The 15,571-nt window shown below is 67.0% G+C and carries 16 protein-coding genes and 1 pseudogene; 9 read left to right on the top strand and 8 right to left on the bottom strand.

The annotated features are described in order from the left end of the window. Nucleotides 1-25 precede the first annotated feature (25 nt). The 3 genes from ACOQFL_RS17050 (at nt 26) to ACOQFL_RS17040 (ending at nt 1,267) form a co-directional block, all read left to right on the top strand. Nucleotides 26-295 (top strand): hypothetical protein, encoded by a 270-nt coding sequence (locus tag ACOQFL_RS17050; RefSeq protein ID WP_092929793.1) that lies wholly within the window; start codon nt 26-28, stop codon nt 293-295. Nucleotides 296-383: 88 nt separating this feature from the next. Continuing rightward, the gene (locus ACOQFL_RS17045) at nt 384-590 is read left to right on the top strand and encodes a hypothetical protein (RefSeq protein WP_435545176.1); all 207 of its coding nucleotides are present in this window, start codon (nt 384-386) and stop codon (nt 588-590) included. A gap of 35 nt (nt 591-625) precedes the next feature. Further along, nucleotides 626-1,267, top strand: coding sequence for a GOLPH3/VPS74 family protein (locus ACOQFL_RS17040; protein WP_435545175.1), 642 nt, complete (start codon nt 626-628; stop codon nt 1,265-1,267). Nucleotides 1,268-1,396: 129 nt separating this feature from the next. Here the strand turns inward: ACOQFL_RS17040 and ACOQFL_RS17035 are convergent. Continuing rightward, nucleotides 1,397-1,465 (bottom strand): annotated as a pseudogene (locus ACOQFL_RS17035) (DUF397 domain-containing protein); the annotation flags it as partial. Between the two features lie 22 nt (nt 1,466-1,487). Between ACOQFL_RS17035 and ACOQFL_RS17030 the strand changes: the two are divergent. From ACOQFL_RS17030 to ACOQFL_RS17020, 3 genes are all read left to right on the top strand, one after another. Further along, nucleotides 1,488-1,868 (top strand): hypothetical protein, encoded by a 381-nt coding sequence (locus ACOQFL_RS17030; protein WP_435545174.1) that lies wholly within the window; start codon nt 1,488-1,490, stop codon nt 1,866-1,868. A gap of 884 nt (nt 1,869-2,752) precedes the next feature. Continuing rightward, a complete protein-coding gene (locus ACOQFL_RS17025) occupies nt 2,753-3,223 on the top strand; it encodes a hypothetical protein (protein ID WP_435545173.1) in 471 nt (156 codons plus the stop codon). A 121-nt stretch (nt 3,224-3,344) separates the two neighbouring features. Then, the gene (locus ACOQFL_RS17020; RefSeq protein WP_435545172.1) at nt 3,345-3,818 is read left to right on the top strand and encodes a hypothetical protein; all 474 of its coding nucleotides are present in this window, start codon (nt 3,345-3,347) and stop codon (nt 3,816-3,818) included. Between the two features lie 1,308 nt (nt 3,819-5,126). Here ACOQFL_RS17020 and ACOQFL_RS17015 read toward each other — a convergent pair. The 7 genes from ACOQFL_RS17015 to ACOQFL_RS16985 all read right to left on the bottom strand — a co-directional run bounded on the left by ACOQFL_RS17015 (nt 5,127) and on the right by ACOQFL_RS16985 (nt 12,197). After that, on the bottom strand, nt 5,127-6,560 hold the full coding sequence (locus ACOQFL_RS17015; RefSeq protein WP_435545171.1) for an MBOAT family O-acyltransferase: 1,434 nt from the start codon (nt 6,558-6,560) through the stop codon (nt 5,127-5,129). Between the two features lie 225 nt (nt 6,561-6,785). Then, nucleotides 6,786-7,745 carry a 23S rRNA (guanosine(2251)-2'-O)-methyltransferase RlmB gene (gene rlmB / locus ACOQFL_RS17010; protein ID WP_435545170.1) on the bottom strand — a complete coding sequence of 320 codons (960 nt, stop codon included), beginning with the start codon at nt 7,743-7,745 and terminating at the stop codon, nt 6,786-6,788. Between the two features lie 3 nt (nt 7,746-7,748). Further along, the gene (gene cysS / locus ACOQFL_RS17005) at nt 7,749-9,146 is read right to left on the bottom strand and encodes a cysteine--tRNA ligase (protein WP_435545169.1); all 1,398 of its coding nucleotides are present in this window, start codon (nt 9,144-9,146) and stop codon (nt 7,749-7,751) included. Nucleotides 9,147-9,212: 66 nt separating this feature from the next. Continuing rightward, on the bottom strand, nt 9,213-9,902 hold the full coding sequence (locus ACOQFL_RS17000; RefSeq protein ID WP_435545168.1) for an HAD family hydrolase: 690 nt from the start codon (nt 9,900-9,902) through the stop codon (nt 9,213-9,215). Between the two features lie 534 nt (nt 9,903-10,436). Next, nucleotides 10,437-10,925, bottom strand: a complete 489-nt coding sequence (ispF, locus tag ACOQFL_RS16995; protein WP_435545167.1) for a 2-C-methyl-D-erythritol 2,4-cyclodiphosphate synthase — start codon at nt 10,923-10,925, stop codon at nt 10,437-10,439. Next, the gene (ispD, locus tag ACOQFL_RS16990) at nt 10,922-11,692 is read right to left on the bottom strand and encodes a 2-C-methyl-D-erythritol 4-phosphate cytidylyltransferase (RefSeq protein ID WP_435545166.1); all 771 of its coding nucleotides are present in this window, start codon (nt 11,690-11,692) and stop codon (nt 10,922-10,924) included. The genes ispF and ispD overlap by 4 nt, the downstream gene beginning before the upstream one ends. Before the next feature lie 16 nt (nt 11,693-11,708). Continuing rightward, the gene (locus ACOQFL_RS16985) at nt 11,709-12,197 is read right to left on the bottom strand and encodes a CarD family transcriptional regulator (protein ID WP_043576289.1); all 489 of its coding nucleotides are present in this window, start codon (nt 12,195-12,197) and stop codon (nt 11,709-11,711) included. Between the two features lie 287 nt (nt 12,198-12,484). On the opposite strand from ACOQFL_RS16985, the gene ACOQFL_RS16980 reads away from it, so the two are divergent. From ACOQFL_RS16980 to ACOQFL_RS16970, 3 genes are all read left to right on the top strand, one after another. After that, the gene (locus tag ACOQFL_RS16980) at nt 12,485-13,297 is read left to right on the top strand and encodes a copper chaperone PCu(A)C domain-containing protein (RefSeq protein ID WP_435545165.1); all 813 of its coding nucleotides are present in this window, start codon (nt 12,485-12,487) and stop codon (nt 13,295-13,297) included. 70 nt (nt 13,298-13,367) lie between these two features. Continuing rightward, entirely contained in the window at nt 13,368-14,738 is a 1,371-nt protein-coding gene (radA, locus tag ACOQFL_RS16975; protein ID WP_435545164.1) for a DNA repair protein RadA, read from the top strand. Nucleotides 14,739-14,887: 149 nt separating this feature from the next. Continuing rightward, nucleotides 14,888-15,385 carry a beta-class carbonic anhydrase gene (locus tag ACOQFL_RS16970; protein ID WP_435545163.1) on the top strand — a complete coding sequence of 166 codons (498 nt, stop codon included), beginning with the start codon at nt 14,888-14,890 and terminating at the stop codon, nt 15,383-15,385. Nucleotides 15,386-15,571: the final 186 nt, after the last annotated feature.

Here is a 15,571-nt window from a genome sequence, read left to right as displayed (position 1 = left end):
GCCTTATTTCCGGAGGAGCAGACGAATGAATCGCATCGAGAACGCCGCAACTCAGCAGGTGACGGCTTCCGCCGGGGCCATCGAGCCGATGGACAGCGTCGAGGGCGTCTCCCCCGTGCTGACGGCCGCCGTGGCCGCTGGTGCCGTCGCCGCCACGGCCGCGGCCTTCGCCGCGGGCAACATGGTCACCGACTACGTCGGCGCGGGCTACACCGCCAAGCACGACGGCAGTGAGCTCTCCGGCATGTCCGTGGGTGACCTCGTGAACTCGCGTCGCGAGGCCATGTCCCACTGAAGCGGGTCGACGGCTCGCTGAGTCGCGGGGTGAGGCAGCGCTTGCGGGGTTCTCGCCTCACCTCGCCCGTCTTTCGTACACTCACAGTGTGAGCGCGCTCACCAAATCCGCACGAGAAGGGCCTCTTGTGAGCCAGAGCAACAACAACGCGGTGATCGGGGGCGGCGCGGTGCTGGGCGCCGTGGTGGGAGGATTCGTGGGTATCTTCCTCGGCAACCCCGCCATCGCGGCCGCGATCGGTTTGGCGGTGGGCATCGCGCTGGCCACCGCGATGCGCACGGAACGCAAGAACTGACGACGTCCCGGAATTCGGGGGCACGGATGCCTACCATGCCGTTGGCCGAACGGCTGCTGCTACTGACCGCCTGGGCGCACGAGGGCGGTACCGGTGACGAGACGACCGGACTCACGTTGGCCGGGGCCGAGCTGCTCGAACTCGTGCTGGCGGGGCGGGTGAACATCCGGAACGGTTCGATACGAACCACCGGCAGCGGCGAACGCCCCACGACCGTGCTCGAAGGACTGGCCGAGGAGTTCGAAGCGAACGAACCGGTCGAGGCCGCGGACTGGATCGGCGGCAACGCCGGTCGGGTCCGGGATGCCTGCCTGCGGAACCTGATGGAGCGCGGTCTCGTCCACGAACAACGCAAGCGGCGCTGGGGGTTCTGGCCCGTTCGGCACTACGTCGTCGAACCGGGCGCGCAGCAGTCCACAGTCGACGAGCTGCGGGAGTTCGCGACCGGCTCGGACTCGGCGCGGGAGGTCGTGGCGCTGGCGGAACTGCTGCGCACCGCCGAGCTGCTGCAAGACGTGCTGCCGGAGGCCGAGGCCCGCGAGGTGGCGCGCAGCCTGGACGAGAACGACGGCGACACGACGGTGCGCGAGGCCGTCGGCAAGGCCGTGGAGCAGGTGCGGCTGGCGGTCCAGACCGCGACGACCGCGGGTGCCTTCGTCGCGGTGACCAACACCTGATCGTCGTTCACTCTCACCGGTACGTGCCCGCCGCGCCGTCGTGCGGCGGAAATCCGGTTCCCTCGTATCGCGGAGGGCGACGCGAAAAGTCCCGCTCGGCGATACCGAGTGGGACTCCACGGCAGCGGTTCAGCCGTCGAGACGGTCGCTTTTGACCACGTCGAGGAAGGCGGTGAAGCGGTGCGGGGAGACGGCGAGAACAGGGCTGTCGGTGCCGAGTTTGCTGTCTCGGAGAAGAGCGGTCCCCGGGCTGGGCGGGTGGCACCACTACTGCCCGGTGTGTTTCCAGTATCTGATCGGCAGCGGTGAGGCCCACCCACCCAGCCCGGGGAACCGCTACGAGCCCTGGCTGTGCGAACTGGCCCAGCTCGACACCGACAGCCCCACCGAGATGCCTCCGTCCAGTTGGCGCGACATTCCGTGTCACCAGCAGCACCACGGCCGAACGGTGCTACGGCTCAAACCCAGCGCCTCCGGCATCGCGCTGCTGACGCCCGTTCGGGGCGCGGTCTCACTGTTCACCCTCGCCGAAGCCCGGCGACTGCGAGACGCGCTGGATACGGCCCTGCGGGAACGGGAGGGGTGGCGATCACGGCGCTGACCCTGCTGCTGGCGCTGCTCGTTCTGCTGTTGGCCCGCCTGGCCCCAATACCAAAGCGGGAAACAGTGGACTACGGGCGTTGTGCGGGCACCTGTCCCGACGCGGCCCCTACCGCAACCGTGCCCTTCGGCGAATGATCGGGGTTATCCGTCCGGCCAGGGGTGCTTCTTCGACGGGCGGGAAGCGTGGGTCAGCATCGTCTCGTTCGCGTTCGGGTCGAGCGGAGTGTCCAAGAACGCTTCCACATCGCTGGTGGTTGCCAGCGCGATCTCATGCAGTCCCTTGGCCCTCGCGCTGTCCGGCTAAAACGCGAAGCGCTAACCACGGCCCGTGACGATGGCTCCCTCCTCATACAGCAAACCCGTTCGCTGTCGTGTTCGACAGTGGTCAGACTCGCCCCCTCACTGAGGATGAACGGGAAAACTGATCGCACGTTGCTCGTTCGGTGTCGAGGCGGCGTCGTTGTTCCTCAGTAAGGTTACGTTTTCGCCCGCACACCTTCCGGTCAGGTTGGAGACAGCAGTCCGCCACCACAGTGAGCACGCTGGACTCGTCACTCCACCCTCTGTAGCGCGGTGCACCAGCAGAGCCTGCCTCACCCAGCGCCGGCAATTTCGTCGGCTGCGACAGTGCATTTCGCCGATGACCCGAACCCGAAATAAATTCATTCATCCTCCATAAAATCACTCCGGCCGCGCACTTCGGCGGCGGCGAGATACATAAATCGCTTTCGAGTGATCGACGAATCATCGATAGAGTATTTCGATGCCCCAAAAGAGGGCAGGCTTCCTGTGATCCTTGACCTGACGGCGGAGAAATAGTTATCTCGTATTCGGCCTTCGAGGCCAGAAGCAGGCAAATCCACGGAAAGCCAGGAGGACCTTGTGTCCATCACCAAGAAAACTCTTGCTGCGTTGAGCTTCGTCGCGCTGATGTTCGCCGCCCCCGGAGCCGCGATGGCTTCCTCGGCGCAGTCCGCGCCCATTCCGGGTTACGGATCGAAGATGTACGTCCAGAACCTCAGCGAAACAGCAAAGGTCGCGGTCGTCGAAAAAGTCCAGTGCATGTACGACGACGGCGAGCAGGGATCCAACCTCAGCCTCTTCAACGGAAGGTATCAGCCGGGTGACCGTATTCCGAATCAGGGTGGACAGTACATCGAACAGAAGAACAGCGGAAGTTGCTTTTTCGAGTCCTCGTACTTCACCCTGCGCGTCATCGGTGTCGGCTCGGTGGATTTCAAGGGCACCAACAGCGGCTGGAGCGTCGAGAACAACTCGAACCCCGACAAGCTCAGCGTCAGCATCAGCGACACTGGGCAGGGTTGGGAGTACATCGGGGTGAAGATGCTCTGACCGAGTAATCTCTCCAGCGTCCGGACGGCATCCGTCGAGCGGTTTCCTCGTTCGCCGGCGGATGCCGCCCCTTATTCGAACCACCCGTCTCATCACCAACCGGACTTGTGAGAAAAACAGGATGATCCCACTGAAGAAAATCGTCGTGGCAATGAGCTACGCCGCTCTCGTGGACACCGTACCCCCGCCCGCGACTGCGGTCGAGAAGCCAGTTTCGGCCGTATCGGACAGCAACTTCAAAATGCAGGTACGAAACCTCGGTGAGAATGAGAGAATAACCATCATCGAAAATGTCAGGTGCGTGTACGACAACGGCGATCAAGGATCCCACCCCGACCTCTTCAACAACCACAAGTTCGCTCCGGGAGACCGTCTCCCCTCCTGGGGAGGGCAGCACATCGAGCGCGATAATAGCGGGGACTGCTTCTACGGATCATCACGCTTCACCCTGCGTCTCGTCGGATTCGGTCAAGTGAAGCACCGGGGAACCGACAAAGGCTGGAAAATCACCGACAACACCAACCCCGACAAAATCAATATCGAGATGACCACTTCCAATAGCGGTCAACAACACATCATCGTGCGAATGCTCTAGTTTCGCCCGATCCGCTTTTTCCGAACGAACAGTTAGTTGGACGACCGACGATATTCGCTGACCAGCAGTGATCGCCCCTGTTCAGTTCGTCCCGCCCGCAGCGTGAATTCCGGAAAGTGGCAGACACTGGCGAGAAACCCGTGGTGGCCGCGTCAGAGCGCCGAGGCGCAGGGTCTGCTCGGACCGACACCACGGGGCTTTGCCTTCCGGGCCGGATATTCGAGAGGAGAGTCGTCTCCGCAGTCCAGAAGGCGGCAATGACAGGCTCGCCCAACATGTGCGGCAGAGTTCAAGCGGGTCCCCATGAGACTGGTGCTCACTCATGGCAAGTCGGTGACTAAAACAGCCCGAGACCTGCTACGGGCTCTCCCCCGCTGGGAATCTGACCCACACGGCCAGCTATCCTCACCTGCTGCTCGTGCCCGCGCACCCAACATTTCGGTTCGTCGCTCCTCGGCACGACTGGCAAAAGATACTGCGCGAGGTGCCGAGTGAAACACGGACAGCTCAAAGACCCACCACTGGGGTTTTTCCTTCTCTCCGGAGCCTTTGAAGACTGGTCTTGGGCCGTTCGTCCGGGAGCGAGGCCGTGCCGCACCAGCCGTACCGAGGTCGGTTCCTGGAAATAGCCGAAAAGTGGCAGCCGCGCCAGAGTTCCCGGCCAGATGACGAACGAAGAATCGCCATGACCGCCTACACACGCAGAAGAGCCCCCTGATCGGAATCAGAGGGCCCGTGCTATATTCCATCTGCCAAGAAAGAAATAAAGCAGTGCTGAGTCTAGCACGGAATAGGCTCCCTTCGCATGCGGTCCAGGCAGCGTGTGGGCAGGGTTACAAGTCCTGGCCACGGTTCACAGCCGTGCGGGCCGCCGTCAGAGGGCGTGAAGTCCGCGCGTCAGGCAACGCACGATCTAGGCGAACCCGGCCGTGTCCTTGGTAAGCCCTGACGCTCATGCTCGGGCACTATCGGCCCATCACCGCCGCTCTGCCCGTAACCCCCGGCTCGGCGCGGGTGTAACACCCCGCGCGGGGTGAAGCTCCGAAGTCACAATTCCGGTATACCGAGAAGCTTCACCTCCCCCTCGATCCCGGCAGAACTGTGTCCAATTCACGACACACCCGAGATCGAGGGGGGGACTCGCAGCCTTACGGGTCCACGCGGGACCCGAGCCCCCGGGCTCGCCTACGGCTCTGCAGGAAAGACGGACGGCGGCCCGGCACCGGGGCTGAGTAAGGCTGTCGAGAGTTGCCGTCCTTCACCGACCCGCCAAGCGAGTAGCTCGACAACCCGACCGGAAGACTTCGATCAGAACTGGTAGTACAGGAACGGGCTGAACGAGCCCGCCGCCACGAGCAGTCCGGAGTAGACGGTCCCCGCCGTCATCACCCCGACCCGGACACCGGTGGCCGTGCGCCCACGGGCCGACTCGATGTAAGTGCCGGTGGCGTCGTCGGCGGGCAGCAGCACCACCAGCAGAGCAACCAGCAGGAGCAGCGTGCGCTGGTTGGTCAGCGCCGCGTCGACCACCGCCGTCACCCCGCCGAAATCGGGAAGCAGCATGTGGCCGAGCATCATCCCGGCGGTGCCCAGGTCCGGCGCGCGGAACACCACCCAGCCGAACGTGACCAGCAGCATCGTCGCCGCTCGTCGGGCCGCGCGCGTCCCGGGCCGGACCGGCATCCGGTAGGCCCCGGTGGCCCGCTCGATCACCAACAGCGCGCCGTGGAACAGCCCCCACACCAGATACGTCCAGGCCGCGCCGTGCCAGAACCCGGTCAGTACGAAGATGATCGTCAGGTTCCGGTAGGTGCGGAACGTGCCGTCGCGGTTGCCGCCGAGCGGAATGTAGACGTAGTCGCGGAACCAGCGCGACAGCGACATGTGCCAGCGCTGCCAGAACTCCGTGACCGTCACCGAGGAATAGGGGCGGGCGAAGTTCTCGGGCAGCCGGAACCCCAACATCCGCCCCAGCCCGATCGCCATGTCGGAATAGCCGGAGAAGTCGAAGTACAGCTGCATCGTGTAGACGATCGCGCCAAGCCAGGCGATCGCGAACGTCATCTCCGACCCCGAGGTGGCGAAGCAGGCGTCGGCCACCGGGGCGAGGCTGTCGGCGATGACCACCTTCTTCGTCAGGCCCCAGGCGAACCGGGGGAAGCCCGCCGCCATGTCGTCGAGCCGGTGGGTCCGCCGCTGCGGCAGCTGGTCGGCGATCTCGTGGTAACGCACGATCGGCCCGGCCACCAGCTGCGGGAACATCGCGATGTAGGCCACGAAGGCCACCGGCTCCCGCAGCGCCGGACGTTCACCACGGTAGATGTCGACCAGGTAGGAGATGTGGTGGAACGTGTAGAACGAGATCCCGATCGGCAGGATGATCTCGAACGTCGGCAGGTGACCACCGAACCACCCCGCCAGTACCGCCGCCTGCTCGCTGGCGAAGCCCGCGTACTTCCACACCCCCAGCACGGCCAGGTTGAACACCACGGCCGCGGTGAGCAGCAGCCTGCGGCGGCTGCCGTCCAACCGCCACTCGTCGGGCTCCAGGTTCCTGCCCACGAAGAAGTTCACGACGATGCAGCCGAGCAGCAGCATCGTGGTGCCGCCCGCACCACTGGCGTAGAACACCAGGCTGGCCACCGCCACAACCGCGTTGCGCCAGGAACGCGGCGCCAGCAGCACGGCGAGCAGCACCGTGGGCAGGAAGTACCAGAGGAAAAGCGGAGTTGCGAACGACATGTGGGTCCGAGCTCGGTTCAGCGTGCAGCGCGGCTGCCAGCCTGCTGTCCGTCAGACTCTAACCGAGCCGTCTCGACCACATGCGCGGAACCGACGATTTCGACGGTGAGACGACCGACACAACCCGACCGCCCCACACCCGCACTGTGATCCACCATCCACAGTGGAACAAACGGCGAGTTCGGACCCCGGTCGGGGGTGCCGCCCGACGTCCGGAGCGGGGCTTCAGCTCAACCTGCGCCTGCGCGCGACCTCGGCGAGCACCACCCCGGCCGCGACCGAGGCGTTCAGCGACTCGACCCCGGAGCTCATCGGAATCGACACGGTCTGATCACAGTTCTCCCTGGTCAACCGGGCCAGACCCCGCCCCTCGGAGCCAACCACGACCACGAGCGGATCGGTGGCCAGCTCCAGCTCGTCGGAGGTGACGTCGGAATCGGCGTCCAGGCCGACCACCATCAGCCCCTCGGATTTGAGGTTCTTGAGCGTGCGATTGAGGTTGGTGGCCTTCGCCACCGGTATCCGAGCGGCGGTGCCCGCGCTGGAACGCCACGCCACCGCGGTCATCCCGGCGCTGCGCCGCTGCGGCAGCAGCACGCCATGCGCGCCGAACGCCGCCGCCGAACGCACCACCGCGCCGAGGTTGCGGGGATCGGTCACCCCGTCCACGGCCACCAGCAGCGGCGGCAGCCCGGAGTTACGAGCCGCGGTGAGCAGGTCCTCCGGCTCGGAGTACTCGTAGGGCGGGATGCGCAGCGCCAGTCCCTGGTGCAGTGCGCCGGAGGTCATCCGGTCGAGTTCGCCACGCGGCACCTCCACCACGGAGATTCCCTGGTCCGCGGCGAGCCGGACCGCCTCGGTCACCCGCTCGTCGGTGTCGATGCCCTCCGCCGCGTACAGCGCGGTGGTGGGCACCCCGGCGCGGACGCACTCCAGCACGGGATTGCGGCCCGCCACGAGCTCACCCGCGCTGTCGGACTCCTTGCGGCGCTTGTCCCGCTGCTGCTGCGCCTGCTTGCGCGCGTCCGCCTTGCGCTTGGCGGGATGGTTGAACCTGTTCTCGGCCTTGGGGGTGGGTTTCTTACCCTCGAGAGCCTTGCGGCGCTGGCCACCGGATCCGACGACCATGCCCTTCTTGGTGCTCGACTTGCGTACCGCGCCCCTGCGCTTGTCGTTTCCCGGCACGAGCTATCCGTCCTTCAAAGTCCACATCGGACCGTCGGGGGTGTCCTCGACGGCGATACCGCAGGCGTGCAACCGATCCCGAACCGCGTCGGCGGTGGCGAAATCGCGGTCGGCCCGTGCCTGACCACGCTGTTCGAGCAGATCCTCCACCAGCGCGGAAAGCGCCCGGTGCGTCTCGTCGGAAGCACCCTCCTGGCCAGCCCAGTGCGGCGCCAGCGGATCGAGCCCGAAAACGTCGAGCATCGCACGTACCCGTGCCGCACCCTCGCGGGCCGCCTCGTCCGCACCGGCGTCCAGCGCGGAGTTGGCCTCCCGAACCACGTTGTGCACGGCCGCGATGGCCTGCGGCGTCCCCAGGTCGTCGTTCATGGCCGCGGCGAACTCGTCGGTCACCTCGGAAGGTGAGACCTCGCCGGTGCGCTGAACCACCCGATGCAGGAACGACTCGATCCTTCGGAAGGTCGCGACCGCCTCCTCGAGCCCCTCGTCGGAGAACTCCACCGTGGACCGGTAATGCGGTACGACCAGATAATACCGCAGCTCAACGGGGCGGACCCGTTGCAGCAGCGCGGCGATGCCGAGCGTGTTGCCCAACGACTTCGACATCTTCTCGCCACTGGCGGTCACCCAGGAGTTGTGCAGCCAGTAGCGGGCGAACCCGTCACCCGCCGCGTTGGACTGCGCCAGTTCGTTCTCGTGGTGCGGGAACACCAGGTCCAGCCCGCCGCCGTGGATGTCGAACTCCTCACCCAGGTAGTGGGTCGACATCGCCGAGCACTCCAGGTGCCAACCCGGCCGACCCCGCCCCCACGGGGCGGGCCAACTCGGCTCACCCGGTTTCGCCGACTTCCACAGCGTGAAATCCCTCGGGTCGCGCTTGCCCGCCGGGACCGCCTCCTCGGCCTGCTGCATCTCCTCGGGACGCTGCCCCGACAGCCTGCCGTAGGACTCCAGGAAGGAAGGCACCGAGAAGTACACGTCGCCGTCGGCGGCGTAGGCGTGGTCCCGGTCGAGCAACCGCTGCACCAGCTCGACCATCTGCGTGATGTGCCCGGTCGCCCTGGGGGTGGCCGAGGGCGGCAGGCAACCGAGCCGATCGTAGGCGCTCTCGAACGCGCGCTCGTGCGTGGCGGCCCACTCCCACCAGGGACGCCCGGCCTCGGCGGCCTTGGCCAGGATCTTGTCGTCGATGTCGGTGACGTTGCGCACCAGCCGCACCTCGTAGCCGAGGTGGGTCAGCCAGCGCCGCAGCACGTCGAAGTTGAGCCCGCTGCGCACGTGACCGACGTGCGGCAGGTCCTGAACCGTGGCCCCACACAGGTACAACGTCGCCAAGCCCTCCTGCCGGGGCTGGAACTCACGTGTGGTGCGGCTCGCGGTGTCATGCAGGTACAGGCTCACACCGTGATGGTACGGGCAAGCCCGGTGCGGATCACAAATCCGGTCGGGTCACAGCGAGCGATGGGATTACAGCGACACGCCGTGCTCGGCGACGGCCCGCAGCAGCGCGTCCGGCCGCTCGGTGGTCGGGGCCGGTTCGACGTGCGCGAACCGGCAGCCCACCTCGGTGGCGGCACCGTCGGCCTCGACACTGTCACCGATCATCAGTGCCTCCTCCGGCTCGACCCCGAGCCGCTCGCAGGCACGCAGGAACAACTTCGGATCCGGCTTGATCACACCTTCGACGTAGGACATCAGCACCGAGTCGAAAAGCCCGCCAATACCGACACGATCCAGCGCGGGACGGATGTCGAAAGCGATGTTGCTGATGACCGCGTTGCGAATGCCCGCCTCGTGCAGCCGCCGCACCACGGGGGCCGTATCGGGGTAGGGCGTCCAGCAGTCAGGGTCGATCAGCCGCGAGTAGAGCGCCTCGGCCTGCGCCGGATCGGTGAGGCCCGAGCTGCGCAGCACCTCCAGGTAGACCTTGCGGTGCTGGTCCGGGTAGAGATCCCGCTCGTCCCATGCCTGCTGGTACTCCTGGGAGAGCTTGACCACCTGCTGCGTGGGGGCGGTCATCCGCCGCATCAGTTCGGTCTGGGCCTCGAGATCCCACTGCTTCCCGGCCTCGTCGGTCACCCCGGCCAACCAGGACTCGTCCTGCTCCAGCCGGAACAGGGTGCCGGAAAAGTCGAAGAGCACTGCGCGCACGGTCACAGCTCCACGGTACTGGTGCACACCACCTCATCGTCCCGCCGATGCGGTGAACATCACCACTTTTCCACGGTCGGCGGCTCGGTCGGCGTAGCGGTGCCGGTGGCGGAACCTCCGACGGCACCTCGCTGCGGGATCCGGCACATCGAGTAGGCACCTACGCCACGTGCCGGATGTCCTCGCGAGGCACTCGACGGAGAACCCGCGGCGGGGCGACTGCGGGAGTGGTCGGAGCGCGGCTATTCCTCGGCGCTGGTGGCCCGACGATTTCGTGGGAAATTGACGCCCCGAGACCGCTGTCGAAACGCGACCATGCGATTAAGCAGCGGGGGTGTCCCCGGTGCGTGAGTCGGATGCATTGCGAGGCCGGGCCGCTCGCCGCGTAGATCGCTACTCAAGAGCCAGCCCAACACAGCAAGGTGCCGACTCACGTGCCGGCTACCCGACCACCGCGCCAGAGCGACCGAACCAACAACGCAGCGAGAGCCGTGCGCGAGGTTCCGCCACCAGCACCGCCACGCCAGCCGAGTCGCCGATTCAATAAACCAACGCGGTGGCGATGGCGGCGATCCCTTCGCCCCTTCCGGTGAGTCCGAGCCCGTCGGTGGTGGTGCCGGAAACCGAGACCTCGCCACCGAGCGCCTCGCCGAGCACGGCACCGGCCTCCGCCCTGCGCTTGCCTATTCGGGGAGCGTTGCCGATCACCTGCACCGAGGCGTTGCCGAGCCTGCGCCCCTCGCTCGCGAGCAGGCCACGCACGTGCGCCAGGAAATCAACGCCGTGTGCCCCGGACCACCGCTGGTCGGCGGTGCCGAACACCGAACCGAGATCCCCCAGCCCCGCTGCCGAGAGCACCGCGTCGCAGAGAGCGTGACTCGCGACGTCACCGTCGGAGTGTCCGGAGCAGCCGTCACAGTCCGGCCAATGGAGTCCGGCCATCCAGCACGCCCTGCCCACCACGACCGGATGAACGTCGACACCTTGACCGATCCGGGGTAGCCCGACCGAGGACGGTTCAGCAGTCACGACTCGTCACCACACCTCTCGGAGGTGCCACTTTCCGTGTCGTCCGAGCCACCGGGAGTGTCCACCCGGGATTCGGGGAGTTCGGCGGGCGCGGTGGCCAGCACGGCCTCGGCCACGGCCAGATCGAAGGAAGTGGTCACTTTCAGGGCGTGGGTGTGACCGTCGACCGTTTCAACCGGATACCCCAGTCGCTCCACCAGCCCGGCATCGTCGGTGGCCACGTCCCCGGCCGCCGAGTAAGCCTCACGGAGCACGTCGACGGCGAATCCCTGCGGGGTCTGCACCGTGCGGAGCGGCGAGCGGTCCACGGTCTCGGCCACCACGCCCTCGTCGTCGACCCGCTTGATCGTGTCCGCCACGGGCAGCGTCGGCACCACGGCGCGAGCGCCCCGGTCGACCGCGGCGACCACATCGCGGATCACCCGAACAGGAGTGAAAGCACGAGCCGCGTCGTGCACCAGCACGATCTCCGCTGAAGGCACCAACCGGTCCGCGGCACGTAACGCCGCACGAACGGAGTCGGTGCGCTCACCACCCCCGGGAACGACATGCACCCGCTCACCGAGGTCTCGCACCTCGCGACCCATCGGGTCGAGCTGGTCCGGTGCGGCGGCCACTACGACGTGACCCACACTCCCCGAATCCAACAAACCACGGACCGCGTGCGACAACAGGGACCGTCCGAGTACCCGAACCAGTGCTTTGGGAACACCGGCACCGAGACGGGTACCCCGCCCGGCAGCCGGGACCAGCGCTACAGTGTCCACACCGCTCGGACAGTCGTCAGACCGTGGTCGCCAGGACTTCGTCCAGCAGACTCTCGGCCTTGCCCTCGTCGGTGCCCTCCGCCAGCGCCAACTCGCTGACCAGGATCTGCCGGGCCTTCATCAGCATCCGCTTCTCGCCCGCGGACAGCCCGCGATCCTGCTCGCGCCGCCAGAGATCACGCACCACTTCGGCCACCTTGTTCACGTCACCGGAGGCGAGCTTCTCGACGTTCGCCTTGTACCGACGCGACCAGTTGGTGGGCTCCTCGGTATGATCAGAACGCAGCACGTCGAAAACGTGATCGAGACCCTCCTGGCCGACCACGTCTCGCACCCCGACGTGCTCGGCGTTCTCGGCGGGAAGACGAACGGTGAGGTTGTCTTTTTCGACCCGAAGTACGAGGTACTGTTTTTCTTCGCCCTTGATTACACGTGTCTCGACTGCCTCGATCAACGCAGCGCCGTGACGCGGGTAGACGACGGTCTCTCCGACCTTGAAAACCATGTGTCCTCTGCCCCTTTCGCTGCGTCCATCCTAGCATGGTCAGCAACGACACTTCGACGGGCTCGACGTCTTCGTTGCAGGTCAGACGACGATTAGGGGGTTGACAACCCGACTCCCCCCGTGCATGCGGCCCGGCTTCCCCGGTGCACAAGGCATGGTTTCCATGCCCGAGGAGGACACCGCGAACGGGACGCACGGCACATCCGCCGGGGTGCGACCAACATCGCCGACGACCACGGTTTAGGCTCATGTCCGGTTGTCCGGCAAGCAGGAAGGACGCTGCATCCGTGAGCCGCCCACAGCACAGCAAGGCAGTTCGCCAGCGGTTGGTACCCGCGGTCGTCGGCCTGGGCGCCGTCGCCGCGCTCTCCGGCTGCGCCACCGGCCAGCAGGCCGAGACCTCACAGCAGGTCGCCGCCATCTACGGTGCGAGCGCCGACGCGAGGACCATGGCCGTTCGGAACACGACCCTGAGCTACCCGGAAGGGGAAGCGGTCTACCCGGAGGGGTCGAACGCACCGATCGAGACCGTTCTGATCAACGGTGGTCAACAGCAGGACAGGCTGGTCGGTGTCAGCAGTAGCTACGCGCGGTCGGTCGAGATCAGCGGAACCCGGCGGATTCCCGCGGAAACCAGGCTCTACGCGGTCTCGGACACCACGGACGCCGAGAAGGTCACCGCTGCCGAGGCCACCGGCGCCGACCAGCGCGAGACGGTGCGAATCTCCCTCCAAGGGCTGACGCAGGGCATCCGGCCGGGGGTGACGATTCCGATCGAGTTCACCTTCGCCAACGCGGGCGCGGTGACCCTGCAGGTGCCGATCGGCCCCAGCCCCGAAGAGCGTCCGGAGTACGGCAGCCCGCACGGTGGCGGTGGAACGGGCACCGACGGTGAGTCGGGTCACTCCGGCGAGTCGAGCGGTTCCGATGGCTCCCACGGCTCCGGCGAGTCGGGCGAGTCCAGCGGCTCCGGTGAATCCAACGACTCCGAGCAGTCCGGCGGTGACTCCACCGGCTCCGGTCAGAGCGGCGAGGGCTCCTCCGGCGAGTCGGGCGGCTCCGGCCAGCACACCGAGACCGGGCAGTCCGGCGGCGAGTGAAACTCGTCGCCCCGACGCGCGGCGCACGGGCCGTCCCGAACGTGTCGTGACCGCCGGTTAGTCTGCCCACGTGGCTACCAAGAACGCGCGCGCCGGAAACGGCTATCGGTGCACCGAGTGTGGCCGCACGGTTACCAAATGGGTCGGCCAGTGCCCGGACTGCGCGAACTGGGGCACGTTGGAGGAAGCCTCCGCCCAGCCCGCCGCACTGTCCAAAGTCGGCAGCTCCGAGCCCGGCTCCCCCGCCCGCCCCATCGCCGAGGTGGATCTGGAGTCCGCCCGTGCGGTTCCCACCGGGATCGCCGAGCTGGACCGGGTACTCGGCGGCGGCATCGTGCCGGGGGCCGTCGTCCTACTGGCGGGCGAACCCGGTGTGGGAAAGTCCACACTTCTGCTGGAGGCCGCGTACCGCTGGGCAGCGGGCGGCTCCGGCGGTCGCTCGCTGTACGTCACCGGCGAGGAATCCGCGGGGCAGGTGAGACTGCGCGCCGAACGCACCGACTCGCTGCACGACGAGCTCTACCTCGGTGCCGAGAGCGACCTCTCCGCCGTCGTCGGGCACGTGGAACAACTGCGCCCCGGACTGTTGATCGTGGACTCGATCCAGACGGTGCAGTCCGGCGAGGCCGAGGGAACACCGGGCGGAGTCACCCAGGTGCGCGCCGTGACCACCGCGCTGGTGGCGCTGGCCAAGGAACGCGGTCTGCCGGTGATCCTCGTGGGACACGTCACCAAGGACGGTGCGGTGGCCGGTCCTCGGGTGCTGGAGCACCTGGTCGACGTGGTGCTGCAGTTCGAGGGGGACGAGCACTCCACGCTGCGGATGCTGCGCGGGGTCAAGAACCGGTTCGGCCCCGCTGACGAGGTCGGCTGCTTCGAACAGGGCGACGACGGTATCGCCGAGGTGACCGACCCGTCCGGACTGTTCGTCAACGGGCGGCAGAACCTGGTGCCGGGCACCGCCGTGACGGTGGTCGTGGAGGGCAAACGTCCGCTGCTCGCCGAGGTGCAGGCACTGGTCAGCCCCACCCAGATGAACATGCCGCGCAGGGCGGTCAGCGGGCTGGACTCGGCCCGGTTGTCGATGATGCTCGCGGTGCTCGACAAGCGCGGCAACATCAAGACCGGTGACCAGGACGTCTACGCCGCCACGGTCGGCGGGATGAAGATCACCGAACCCGCGGTCGACCTGGCCATCGCACTGGCCGTGGCCTCCGCGAAACTGGACGTGCCGCCGCGCGCGAACACGATCGCGGTGGGCGAGGTCGGGCTCGCCGGTGAGGTGCGCCGGGTCAACGCGGTGGGACGCAGGCTCGCCGAGGCCGCCCGGCTCGGGTTCGAGTACGCGCTGGTGCCACCGGACAGCGGACAACCCCCCGCCGGGATCAAGGCCGTCGAGGTCGGCGATCTGCGGGGCGCGCTGCGGGCACTGCGGAGCTGACAGTCCCGGCCGATACGGGCGAGACGTTCGCGGACACCGACGATCTCGGCGGGTATGCTCTACCACGAGAGTCCGTGTGCGTGTACGCGGCGACAACTTCCCGCACAGCCGACCACCGGGTCGGTGTTACCGGTTCGAGGAGCTGCCCGATGACCGCGACCGACGAACTGCTGCGACGCAACAGCAAGCACGAGGAGAAGTGGGACGGCCAAGTCCCCGGAGCTCCCGAGCTGCGCACCGCGGTGGTCACCTGTATGGATTGCCGGATCGACCCCGTCCGCACCCTGGGGTTGGACTCCGGCGAGGCACACGTGCTGCGCAACGCGGGTGGGATCGTCACCGACGACGTGCTCCGCTCGCTGTCGGTGAGCCAGCGCAAGCTCGGCACCACCGAGGTGATGCTGATGCACCACACCCGTTGCGGGATGGGAACGTTCGCCGAGGCCGACTTCAAGCAGGAGTTAGAGGACGAGACCGGGCAACGGCCCAGCTGGTCGGTGGAGACCTTCACCGACACCGAGCGGGATCTGCGCCAGTCCGTCCGGCGGGTGCTCAACAGCCCCTTCCTGACCGAGACGACGAGTGTGCGGGCGTTCGTGCACGACATCGACACCGATGAGCTGAACGAGGTCGACACCGCCTCCTGAATCGGGAGAGGCCCGGAGTGGGTTGCCTGGGTACTCACTTGGCGGAACCTCCGGCACGGCTCTCGCTGCGGGTCCGGCGACATCGGGTAGCGACCTACACAACGTCTCCGGCGTCCTCGCGAGAGCCGCACGGGAGAACCCGCGGCGGTGCCGATGGCCAGGGTGGTAGGAGCTCGGCTTACGAGG

Source organism: Actinopolyspora sabaoui (assembly GCF_051225635.1).
Taxonomy (GTDB): Bacteria; Actinomycetota; Actinomycetes; order Mycobacteriales; family Pseudonocardiaceae; genus Actinopolyspora.
Note: the sequence above shows the minus strand (reverse complement) of the source record. Positions and strands in the feature narration are given on the sequence as shown.

Bases quoted from the DNA above. Each gene is read 5' to 3' on its own strand.
- ACOQFL_RS17015 (WP_435545171.1), bottom strand. From the start codon at position 6,560: ATGTCGTTCGCAACTCCGCTTTTCCTCTGGTACTTCCTGCCCACGGTG.
- ACOQFL_RS17050 (WP_092929793.1), top strand. From the start codon at position 26: ATGAATCGCATCGAGAACGCCGCAACTCAGCAGGTGACGGCTTCCGCC.
- ACOQFL_RS17040 (WP_435545175.1), top strand. From the start codon at position 626: ATGCCGTTGGCCGAACGGCTGCTGCTACTGACCGCCTGGGCGCACGAG.
- ACOQFL_RS16985 (WP_043576289.1), bottom strand. From the start codon at position 12,197: ATGGTTTTCAAGGTCGGAGAGACCGTCGTCTACCCGCGTCACGGCGCT.
- ACOQFL_RS17020 (WP_435545172.1), top strand. From the start codon at position 3,345: ATGATCCCACTGAAGAAAATCGTCGTGGCAATGAGCTACGCCGCTCTC.
- ACOQFL_RS16970 (WP_435545163.1), top strand. From the start codon at position 14,888: ATGACCGCGACCGACGAACTGCTGCGACGCAACAGCAAGCACGAGGAG.